Here is a 10,000-nt window from a genome sequence, read left to right as displayed (position 1 = left end):
AAGCACCAATGTAATTATATGATTATTCCAATAAATCTAATGCTTTTCATATGTCGGTAGAAGCCCTGTTAGGAACTGCAGGAATGTTATTCGGGCAGTAAAATTCCCTTGATTTTCGATTTAAAATGGGTGCTTTACTGGCACAAAGCCTTTAAAAAGAGCCAATTAAAGCAACTGAGTGGGTTTTGATAAAAAATACCAGATAAGCACCAAGGTGCAGAAATGGCGGAAATTCAGGCTTTAATGCAAGCATCGACCAACCCGAAAAGCACCCATGTAGAAGGATTCTCCACCAGATAAGCACCCATGTAGAGGTTATACTCAGGGATCACTCAAAACCCTTTTTCCTTCAAGAACGCATTCAAATCCCAGTCGCTCTGCTTGCCATATTTCTTCAGCAGCCATCCGGAATACAGTGAAAGGGCTGATTCTGAGGGGTATTGGCCAGCCATTCATTCAGGTAATGGAGTTTGTGTCCTTCATACTCGGGATCAAACTCCAGGGTATAGATGTACTCAAAACGCTCATTCTCACTATCTTTCAACTCCAGCATCTTCAATCGTTGGTGGTAATTATGCTTTCCAAAGACTTCCTTGATGATCCGCTCGTGCTCTTCTTCCTGCTTTTGGGCTGCCATTCGTGCCTGCTCGGCTTCCCTTCTTTCCACCTCTTTCCGGTCTTCCTGTTGCTTTCGCTGATGAAGGGTAAACATCTCCTCGAACCAACCCTTCTTCAACCCCTGGTAGAGATAGCCCATCTTGTTATCGATATTGTCCTTGGCTTCAATGACGCCCAGCGCGAACATCACCAGTTCCTTTCCTCCGATCCTGGCCATATTAGCAAAGTTGGCATCGCTCAGCCATTGCGGTAGTTTTTCCGGAGGAGTCAGGTCTTCCACGGGTAATCCGGCAGGTGCTTCCTGAACAGGATTAACCGGTACCTCAGGCGTTTTGGTGATATTGGATTCCAGCTCTACCGGCTCAATATCAACAGTTTTTGATGATTCCGGAGCAGTATGCTCTTCCATCTCCACTGGTTGGAAAAGGTTCGATTTCGGATCGTATTCCGCCTTATAGTTCTCATTTGCCCTGGTAATGAAGACAATCTCTTTCTTGGATCTGGAGCGCTCCGGCAATAGCTTGTATTCGATATTCAGGTCTGAATAGTTATTAATTTCCTCCAAAGAAGGATGCAATACCGCCCTCACTAAATTACTGACCTTAGGGTATTTATCTTCCAAAGTCAACAGGTATTTAAACTCCGACAACTGAAACCTCCGCTCTTTGATGTTCGGAAAATACTGCTTGCAAAGCTCATAAATCCGAATGGAATGCACTTTCCGGAAGCGGTGAACCTGCTCCAGGGTGTAGGTGGTGAAGTTACTCTTCAGGTTCAACAGGAATGGCTTCATCGCCGGATCGAAACGAATCATCACCTCATCACTCCCTTCTTCTCCCGTAGCGTAGGAAATGAAAGAGATCGACTCCCAGCGAATCTTACCTGACGGTTGGACCCGCTCCATTTGCACTGAAGACTCTGTCAGTTTGATCGTCGCTTCCTTCACTGCGCGGTATTCGCTCCCGCCAACTTTCCTTCCTTCCGGCTTGCCTAAAATATCATGAATGCTCAATCGGATTTCAATCCATTCGCCGTATTCTTTCCGCTCGTCAATCATCGCCAAAGCATTCAAAATAATCCGTTGCTGCATGGCATTGAAGTGTTGCCTGCTGTTCACCAAATCATTGGATTTAACGACCAGTCGGTACTTCTCAATTGAGGCTACTATCTCACTAAATTTACTCATAGTTTTTGGGGCTCATTTTCGTCCGGCTTCTTTCGTTTCACTTTTTCCGTCAATCCGGATCGAAAAGCCAAAACTACGTAATTTTAATTAACCTAACGTAATTATTGTTAACTAAACGTATTTTTAGTCGCCGTCTTCGGGCATTTTAGCTGCCGTTGGGGGCATTTTAACTGCCGTTGGGGGCATTTTAACTGCCGTTGACGTCATTTTAGTTGCCTAAGCGCTTGTAACTACACTGGAAATCAAGAGGTTACAAGCCCCTAAAACAATAAAACAATAAAACAATAAAACAACAACAAGCGTAGTTTTAGTTGCCGTTGTTGTTTTGTTATATTTTTTAAAAGTATAATTACATAAACGAAGAATTAGGCAACTAAAATTACGTCACGAATATTGAAGTTGGGTTCATTTTTTCCGTCGGCACTTAATCTGACTCGGAAAATGACCCATGAACCCGATTAAAGGAAAATCTGAAAAAAACAGAATGGAATCAGATTTTTCCGCAGGATTTTCATTAAAAAAAGGGTGGAAAATGAGCTTACAGAAAGACGAAAAACCAGCTGGTTTTAGCAGTAAAAAAAGGCTTTAAAAAAAAGGAAAATTCCGGGCGGATTTACCCCTTAATTCATGAGTTCCGGACTCAGGTAAAACCGGAAAATATCGAGCTCCGAACTGATGACTTTTGCGCGTTCGTATTTGGTGATTACTCCCAGGTCAATGGCGCAGGCAATGGCTTGATCAATGCGTTCCTGAACACGCTTTTTCCGGCGCTGCTGGTAGGCTTTTTCCAGCCGCATGGTTTCGATGAGTGATTCGAAAGTTTGCTCCACAATTCCGGAGGAAGACTGCTCGGCCAGGGCATAAAGGTTGATGATGAAGAACTGCACGGCGGAGGATACGCGTTTTACTCCCAGGGTCTGGGCGATCTGCTTGTTCAGGTCGATTGGGAGGCGGAAGAAGTTCTGCTCAAAATCCTTCAGGAAGATGCCGTCAATAGAAATTTTGATATGCTTGGTTTTCGCGATGGCCTGATAGGCCTTGCCCTGATGCTTGGTGTGCTCAGAGATTTCCTTAATGTCAATAAGCGACCGTATCTTGAGTTTCTTTACATGTACATCACCCTGGTTATACTCTTCCGGAATGATGAATTTCCGGTTGGATAATTCAACCAGTCCGGTGCGTGCACGGTTTTGTCCGCGGGTATCAAAACGGGCGTAACCATCCTTTTCTTCTTTTTTGGGTAGGCCGAAAAATTCATAGTATTGACTCATCTCAAATTCCAGGGTCCATTCATCATATTCCCGGATGTAAGTCATGGCTTCCCGCTCTTTGGCCTGATTGAATATTCCAATGATGGCATGTAATGACTTCACTTCATTTTCGGAGAAATCGCGGGTCAGTTGAGTACTAAAGTTACCTGGTAACCTTTTTTCGATTTCTGGATGAAGATCAATGACTTTAGCCTGTCCGCCTGCTTTAGAAAGTTGTTCGTTCTCTTTTATGAGTTGATCAAACTGCTGCCGAGTCCGAAATGGTGATTAGTGGCAGGGTCTACTTCCCGCAGGAGCTGGGTCAGCTGCTCATCGGAAAACTGCCGGCGGTTAATGACTTTCCAGAGCTCATGTCCGGTCCGGATGATTCCTTTGTCTTTTTCCTGAAGGAAAGCGGCGACGAAATGTGCGAAGAGAATCAATTGTTTATGGTCACCTTCAAAAGCGGTTTTGAAAGCATTCTGCGCTTCATTTTCCAGGTTTTCAATCTCTACTCTGATCTCTGTGTTCAGCTCCTGTGGCTGTTTGATACGCCCGCCTTCAGTCAGGATCTCCTGAATGGTGCGTTCTGTGAGTTGGTTATTGAATCCTTGCTGACGCAGACTTCTGCTAATGATATTGATAGTCTCTTCCATGACCGGGTTTTTCCGAACGAACATTTTCCGTCTGCAAGTTAGGCAATTTCATTAAGTTTCATTTTTCCTAAATTGGGGGTGATTTGAAGGGAGGTTTATCGGGCAACCAAACAGTTAGAAGGGCTTGAAGGAGGTGATTGTAATCACTTGTGTAAAAGGATGTTAAGTGGCCTAATAAAAGGTATTTGAATAAACAGATCTGATTGAAGTATTGAGTGAATGGCCAGAAAGAAAAAGACTGCCGAAGTGCAGATGATTAATTACGGAGAGTACGAAAAATGGGACCGGGAACAACTGAGTTTACCGGATTTCAAAAAACTGACGGACCGGGTACCTGCAGAGTTGGATCGGGAGTTCGGTTATGTATTGAAGATTTCCAAGGGAAAAGGGAAGCGAATCACTTTTAGGATTGAACATCCGGGAGTGAAGGATGAAGCGGGTAGAGTCCGACCTCCGTTTACAGGAGAAGTCCCGATTAATAAGAATGAATATCTTTTTTATCTGGGAGATTCCGTCTTCGGCCCAACAATAGAAGACAAGATAGGTCCCTGGAGGATGGTAACGTATATTGACGGGGAACAGGTTGCGGATAAGACTATTTATGTGGATCCGGTATAGTTGTCAATAACAGACAAGTATTAGTCAATTGAATAGCTTTTGAGAAGGAAATAATTTGATTGATTGAAAAAAAACGGAAATAGTTCTGCGGAGATCGGGATAGTACAGCACTATTATAATTGAAAGGCAAAAGAAGGTTTTCTATAAACCTAATGCATTTTCAGGAGTCATAAGTAGGTTAAGTTTTGGGGCCCAATAGCGATAACTATTGGGTTTTTCTTTGTCTATACTTTTTTGAACTGTTCTTGAGTGAAAACCTTTTTATCCCAATCTTTCAGCTCTCCGAATTTCTTCAAAAGCCATCCTTTGTAACAGCCTAATGCGCTATCAGATATTTCACCGGATTCCCATTGGTGTAAATACAATCTTCGATGACTACTGTAAGTTTTGTTGTATTCAAGCTCAAGGATGTATTCATCTCGAAGGTCTTTAGAGTCATATTGTTGAAATATTTCTTGTCTTCGGTTATTGTTATGTGTTGCAAATGATTCCTCCAGAGAGAATAATACTCTTTCTTGTTGTTGATTGAACTGATTAAACTCCTCTGTCAGCCATCCTTCTTTCAATCCTTTATGAAGATAGTTTGCTGGTTTTTGTATATGCTTCCTCTCCTCTGTTTGCTGTATCGCAAACTGGAGTAAGTCCGAACCGAATTTACTCAACATTCCTTGGTAAACTCCCTCTGATAACCATAAAGGACAAGTATTGGATTGAGTCTCCCTGATGATCTCATAGGACACATCTTTTACACCGTGATCTTGTTCTGGAAGCTCGATTGATGGACTAACCTTCCTGTTTGGCCTCATGGAAAAGGTAATCTGAACAACGGATTTCCCTGATCGCTCTAACTCAAAGTCAATCATCATGTCTGAGAATTGATTGATCTCTTTTTGAGCGACCTCTAAAACCCTTTTTTTGAAATTCGAAAACCGGGCATAACTCCTTTCATCTAATCCTATCAAATCTCGGAGGTATTGGTATTCAATTGCTATTTTGGAAACCTTAGGATAGTACTGTCGCAGTAATTCATAAACGCGAAAACTATAGGCACTTTGGAAATGATACACATTACTCAAAGTATATTGGGTGTAGTTGCTTTCCAATTGCAGGAAGAATGGTTTCATTTCATCACTAAACTTTACCGTGATGAAGTCTTCTTTTTTATTACCGGATGCTACTGTGATTAGAGAATAAGCTGCCCATTTTCCATTTTGATTCTCCACCTCTAAAGAAGCGTGGACTAATTCTTTAGCTGCCTGTCTGACCCGTTCATATCCGCTACCGATATTATCACGATCCCCTCGTCCCAAAATATGTCTTATCTTAAAATAAACCGTGTTAAAGTGAGTATCTCCCTTCTTGATTTTAGAGGACATCAAAACGATGATGCGATGCTGAAGGGTATTCAGCTTTTCTTTTGCATTGATGAGTTTGTTGTGTTTTATAATGCGGTAGTTTTTGTATTCAGCAGGTATGGTACTCATGGTAGTATCTTTATATTCTCCGGGGATTGCATTTTTATTCCTTCGATAAGCATTATAGAGGAAGATCCTGGTCTCCGATACAAACACAAGATACTCTCTGATAAAACCTATTTACAGAAAGGAGTTGAGTAACAATATGTAGCGTATATAATACTTTTTGTAGCGCATTTAAGTTTTGGGATACCACCTGATCAGACCTGACTCAATGTTTCTAGTATGAACTTCTCCACTTCATAAGGATCTCGATGATTGACTTCGCCACTATGAATCGCCTTTATCAGCATCCGATAGGTTTCGTCTTTCAATGACTTGGCTACAGAGTTCAGTTTTACAATCGTAGACCGGAAGTATTGCACTCCTTCGTATTCCAGAATATCACTTTGCTTTTTGGGTTTTTACTGATCTGCCAGGTGAGCCCGATAATCTTCCTTCCTTTTTTGACCGGTGTGTATCGCACATTGAAGTCCGAATACTTATTAATCTCCTTAATTGCCTTATCTAAGATTCTTACCCTGAATATTCCAAATTTAGAGTAATCCTCCTCACTTAAATGCATGAGGTTTTTAAACTCCAACAGGTCGATATAAGGATATTTTCCATAATGATCTTTAAAATTACGGATAGAGGAAATGTAGTCGAAAATTCTTTTGGTGTATTTACCTGTTAGCGCCATGCCTTGCTGTAGGTTCAACAGGGTGAAATTTTTGGTCAGGTTATCCACAAAGGTTTCAGTTCATCATTCAGTACTACTTTGATATATCCTTCGTTCTCCTGGTATTCAATCATCTTGAAAAAGGGGTAAGACTGCTTCTTACATCCGGAAGATCTACAAATAGCGTGGGAATAGACTTCCTTTGATTCGTCCGGACAACTCTTCACAAGCGGTTTTGAATTGATGATAGTTAATACTCTTATTCGCAACTAGCGCCATGTCTTTCAGGAATTTTCATAAACCGTGTCCACCGTCTGATTTTCTTTGTACATCCCAAGCACCATATAGAGAATGTTTTTTCCGGTTTCGGAAATATTATACTGAGCATTCTGAGCGAAATTGTTATGAACCTTAACAATGTTGAACATGGTAAAATACTATTTAGACTTATAATTTGTAACCCTCACTTATAATCTGTAATCCTCGCTTATAATTTGTTATCGTTAGACTTATAATTTGTAATCCAATGACTTATATTTGTTATCGTTAGGCTTATAATTTGTAATCCAAACAATCATTAATAATCTGATTATCAGCGAGTTGTAGTGTCTTAAAGTATTAAAAGATATAAAAGATTTAAAAGAAGGTTTTAAGATTACAAATTATAAGCGAAGAGTGTAAAAGAGAAATGAAAGGAGTATTGATTACTCAGGATCGTCAGAAATAAGTGATTAGATTCATGAGAATACGCGAATCAAAGTAGCATGAACAGACTAAAAATCTGGTTTGGATAACAAATTATAAGCGATACAGGGCTTTTAACAGCGATTTGGTCAAAAAAACAGGGTTCCGGCAGACTTATAATCTGTAATCGAAAGGGATGTTCGCATGTAGTGAATAGAAAGAAGGTTGTAGCCGCGAGGATAACAAATTATAAGCGAGAGTAGGAAAAGACAAGGATTGAATATTCATCAGTAACTGTGATGGCTGCTTGAGGTGATTTCCGGAATCCTTTACCGATTGAGCTTACTTTGATTAAATATTTGTGATCCTTCGCTTATAATTTGTAATCTTTCCGATATATGAAAAAAAACTGGCCCCGGGACTGCGGAATTGGTTTGAACCCGCACTGTTATGATTGAAAGGCAAAAGAAGGTTTTCTATAAACCTAATGCATTTTCAGGAGTCATAAGTAGGTTAAGTTTTGGGCCAATAGCGATAACTATTGGGTTTTTCTTTGTCCATACTTTTTTGCAGCCCTTTTCGGAGGGTTTTTCATTATGTATTATATTTAACATAATGTATTTTAGGTGGGGTGAATTCAGGGATTCGCTATCGGAGCTTAATAGCGAATAACTTTCGGATTGAAAAAAGGTGGATTTTAACTGCGGGAATTGGTTGGAGTTCGCACTATTATAATTGAAAGGCAAAAGAAGGTTTTCTATAAACCTAATGCATTTTCAGGAGTCATAAGTAGGTTAAGTTTTGGGGCCCAATAGCGATAACTATTGGGTTTTTCTTTGTCCAAAATTTCGGGAGTGATTATAGTAAGGCATTGAAATCAATCTCCGGTAAGTCTTTCCCCTCCTCCACTTTCGGGATTTCCACCAATACCTCCGGGAATCCGAATTGCTTCAGGAATTTCAAGAACACTTTACGGCTATCTTCTGCAATGAGTTCGCTGTGATCAGCGATGCGATTATAGATGATACCTCTTACATCCAGTCCGCGGTTTTCGCAATCTCCAGTGTCAGCAGTGTGTGGTTGATACTGCCCAGCTTGGCAGAACTTACCAGGATGATGGGGTAATGCTGCTCCTGCAGATAGTCCAGCAAAGTGACGTCCTCATTTAACGAACGTAGATTCCTCCCACTCCTTCCACCACCACCTTTTCGTATTGCTCACAAAGTTGTTCGGTGGCTTTGGTAATTACTTCCGGATCAATTCTCTCTGACCGACCATTGCTGCTGAAAGGTGTGGAGAAGCCGGGTATGGAAAGATGTACGGGCAAGTCAGTCCAGCTGTATCAACCTCCTGCATGGGAATACCCATCAGCTTACGATGCACCTCAATATCTTCGGATACCTCTTCACAACCTGTCTGCGAGAGTTTCTGGCTGATGGTGTTGTAACCTTTTTGCTGCAGGAAGCGGGCAAAGAGTCCGGTAGCGTAAGTTTTACCGGCGTCGGTATCAATAGCGGTGATGAATATTGGTTTCATATCGGATGTACATTGGGATGAATGAAAAAATACTAGCGTGCTTTCGCAATGATGTAAATAGCGTGATAAGTCAGACTTACTCCTTTGGGGGCTTGGAATTGCTTTTGGTATTCGCGCTGGAACCTCATCAGGTCGGCTACTTTCATGGATGCCTGCAGTCCGTTTACTCCGGTGGCTTTGATGTGGCGCAGGACTTCCCTGGCGTTTTCAAAGTAAAGCGTGTAGGTGGTTTCTTCTGCATGCAGTAGTTCAAAGTCCGGCATAAGCTTCGGATAGGCTTCGATGGTCTGGTAGTGCAGTCCTTGTCCGGTGAGCTGTCGATCTCTCTGCAGTTCTCCGGTCCGAAGGTGGAGAAGCAAAGCAAGCGGCCCGGTAACATTTGCCGGTGTAGCTTTTGGTAAAAGACTTCCGGCTGTTGTACCCACTGGAAGGTGGATCCGGAAACAATCAGGTCCAGTTCGTCCGGTAAAAGGATTTTTCAATATCTCCCGGAAGCGGATGCAGGTCCGGTCGGTGTTGCCGGATGATGGGCAGACTCTCATCCACCAGGTCATTCCCCAGTATTGATCGATCTGATCATGCGGCATTCTTCGGCTGAGCATACCGGAACCACAACCTATTTCCAGGCATCTCGGATTGTTCTCCGGGAATGTATTGCCGGATCAGCCCGGACAGATGTTCTGCCATTTCTGCCTGCACGAATGCGGCTTCATCGTAAGTCTGCAGGCTGTCCCGAAACCGGACTGCTGCACAAGTTCTTTATTGATCAGCATACCGTCGTCACTAAAGTGATTAACTGTTCCCAATTTTCCCAGGCAGCAAAAGGATAGTGTGCGCCGGGAATGGTGGTGATTTCGGTTTGTGGAAATTGTTGCCAGTAGTGATGTTGATTGTTGGTGGGGATGATCAGGTCCTGCTCTGTGATGATGGCCCGACGAAATACCGGTGGGTGTTCCCCCTTTGTTGGACGGCGGATTGTAGTGCGGCCAGCTCTTTCTGTTGATCGGTTACCGATCGCTGTGGCATCGGGTAGTGCTGCAGTCCGATGCGCCCTCCGCACATTCGAAGGAAGAAACGGTCGCGGGTTTTCTCAGAGAAATGATCCAGCGTTCCCTGATAGATGACTTCCGGAATTCCGGACTGATCATGGATGGGTTGACCGGTACCGTTGATGGCAATGCTTTCCGTGGCCTGCTTTAAAAGTCCGGGAAATATTCATGTGCCACCCATACTCCCATTGACAGGCGATGATCGTCGTGTGCTTATAGTTTTCTGTATTGACCGGGAATTCACCGGGCACAGACCGGTAGTCATAA

The 10,000-nt window shown here is 42.5% G+C and carries 12 protein-coding genes; 2 read left to right on the top strand and 10 right to left on the bottom strand.

Translation table 11 applies throughout. From position 1 onward, the window contains the following. Nucleotides 1-394: 394 nt before the first annotated feature. Entirely contained in the window at nucleotides 395-1,804 is a 1,410-nt protein-coding gene (locus tag NG22_RS17195) for a replication initiation protein (RefSeq protein ID WP_072159360.1), read from the bottom strand. A 448-nt stretch (nucleotides 1,805-2,252) separates the two neighbouring features. On the opposite strand from NG22_RS17195, the gene NG22_RS17905 reads away from it, so the two are divergent. Beyond that, on the top strand, nucleotides 2,253-2,393 hold the full coding sequence (locus NG22_RS17905) for a hypothetical protein (RefSeq protein ID WP_157601254.1): 141 nt from the start codon (nucleotides 2,253-2,255) through the stop codon (nucleotides 2,391-2,393). Between the two features lie 31 nt (nucleotides 2,394-2,424). Here NG22_RS17905 and NG22_RS17190 read toward each other — a convergent pair whose 3' ends face one another. Next, complete coding sequence (locus tag NG22_RS17190) at nucleotides 2,425-3,177, bottom strand: hypothetical protein (protein ID WP_053407011.1); 753 nt, start codon at nucleotides 3,175-3,177, stop codon at nucleotides 2,425-2,427. Nucleotides 3,178-3,302: 125 nt separating this feature from the next. Beyond that, nucleotides 3,303-3,710 (bottom strand): hypothetical protein, encoded by a 408-nt coding sequence (locus NG22_RS17185; RefSeq protein WP_157601251.1) that lies wholly within the window; start codon nucleotides 3,708-3,710, stop codon nucleotides 3,303-3,305. 219 nt (nucleotides 3,711-3,929) lie between these two features. Between NG22_RS17185 and NG22_RS17180 the strand changes: the two genes are divergently transcribed. Beyond that, on the top strand, nucleotides 3,930-4,328 hold the full coding sequence (locus NG22_RS17180; RefSeq protein ID WP_053407009.1) for a DUF3859 domain-containing protein: 399 nt from the start codon (nucleotides 3,930-3,932) through the stop codon (nucleotides 4,326-4,328). A gap of 224 nt (nucleotides 4,329-4,552) precedes the next feature. On the opposite strand, the gene NG22_RS17175 is transcribed toward NG22_RS17180, so the two are convergent. The 7 genes from NG22_RS17175 to NG22_RS18360 form a co-directional block, all read right to left on the bottom strand. Next, nucleotides 4,553-5,812, bottom strand: coding sequence for a replication initiation protein (locus tag NG22_RS17175; RefSeq protein WP_157601248.1), 1,260 nt, complete (start codon nucleotides 5,810-5,812; stop codon nucleotides 4,553-4,555). A gap of 328 nt (nucleotides 5,813-6,140) precedes the next feature. After that, entirely contained in the window at nucleotides 6,141-6,503 is a 363-nt protein-coding gene (locus NG22_RS17170) for a replication initiation protein (protein ID WP_157601246.1), read from the bottom strand. A gap of 245 nt (nucleotides 6,504-6,748) precedes the next feature. Then, on the bottom strand, nucleotides 6,749-6,892 hold the full coding sequence (locus tag NG22_RS17900) for a hypothetical protein (RefSeq protein WP_157601243.1): 144 nt from the start codon (nucleotides 6,890-6,892) through the stop codon (nucleotides 6,749-6,751). Nucleotides 6,893-8,179: 1,287 nt separating this feature from the next. Then, a complete protein-coding gene (locus NG22_RS18365) occupies nucleotides 8,180-8,362 on the bottom strand; it encodes an AAA family ATPase (RefSeq protein WP_367379247.1) in 183 nt (60 codons plus the stop codon). 31 nt (nucleotides 8,363-8,393) lie between these two features. Next, nucleotides 8,394-8,684 (bottom strand): ATP-dependent dethiobiotin synthetase BioD, encoded by a 291-nt coding sequence (gene bioD / locus NG22_RS17895; RefSeq protein ID WP_216597652.1) that lies wholly within the window; start codon nucleotides 8,682-8,684, stop codon nucleotides 8,394-8,396. A 32-nt stretch (nucleotides 8,685-8,716) separates the two neighbouring features. Continuing rightward, nucleotides 8,717-9,286, bottom strand: a complete 570-nt coding sequence (locus tag NG22_RS17160; RefSeq protein WP_053407006.1) for a hypothetical protein — start codon at nucleotides 9,284-9,286, stop codon at nucleotides 8,717-8,719. A 304-nt stretch (nucleotides 9,287-9,590) separates the two neighbouring features. Next, nucleotides 9,591-9,806, bottom strand: a complete 216-nt coding sequence (locus NG22_RS18360) for a hypothetical protein (protein WP_367379246.1) — start codon at nucleotides 9,804-9,806, stop codon at nucleotides 9,591-9,593. Nucleotides 9,807-10,000 lie beyond the last annotated feature (194 nt).

The organism is Persicobacter sp. CCB-QB2 (assembly GCF_001274635.1).
Classification (GTDB): domain Bacteria; phylum Bacteroidota; class Bacteroidia; order Cytophagales; family Cyclobacteriaceae; genus Persicobacter; species Persicobacter diffluens.
Note: the sequence above shows the minus strand (reverse complement) of the source record. Positions and strands in the feature narration are given on the sequence as shown.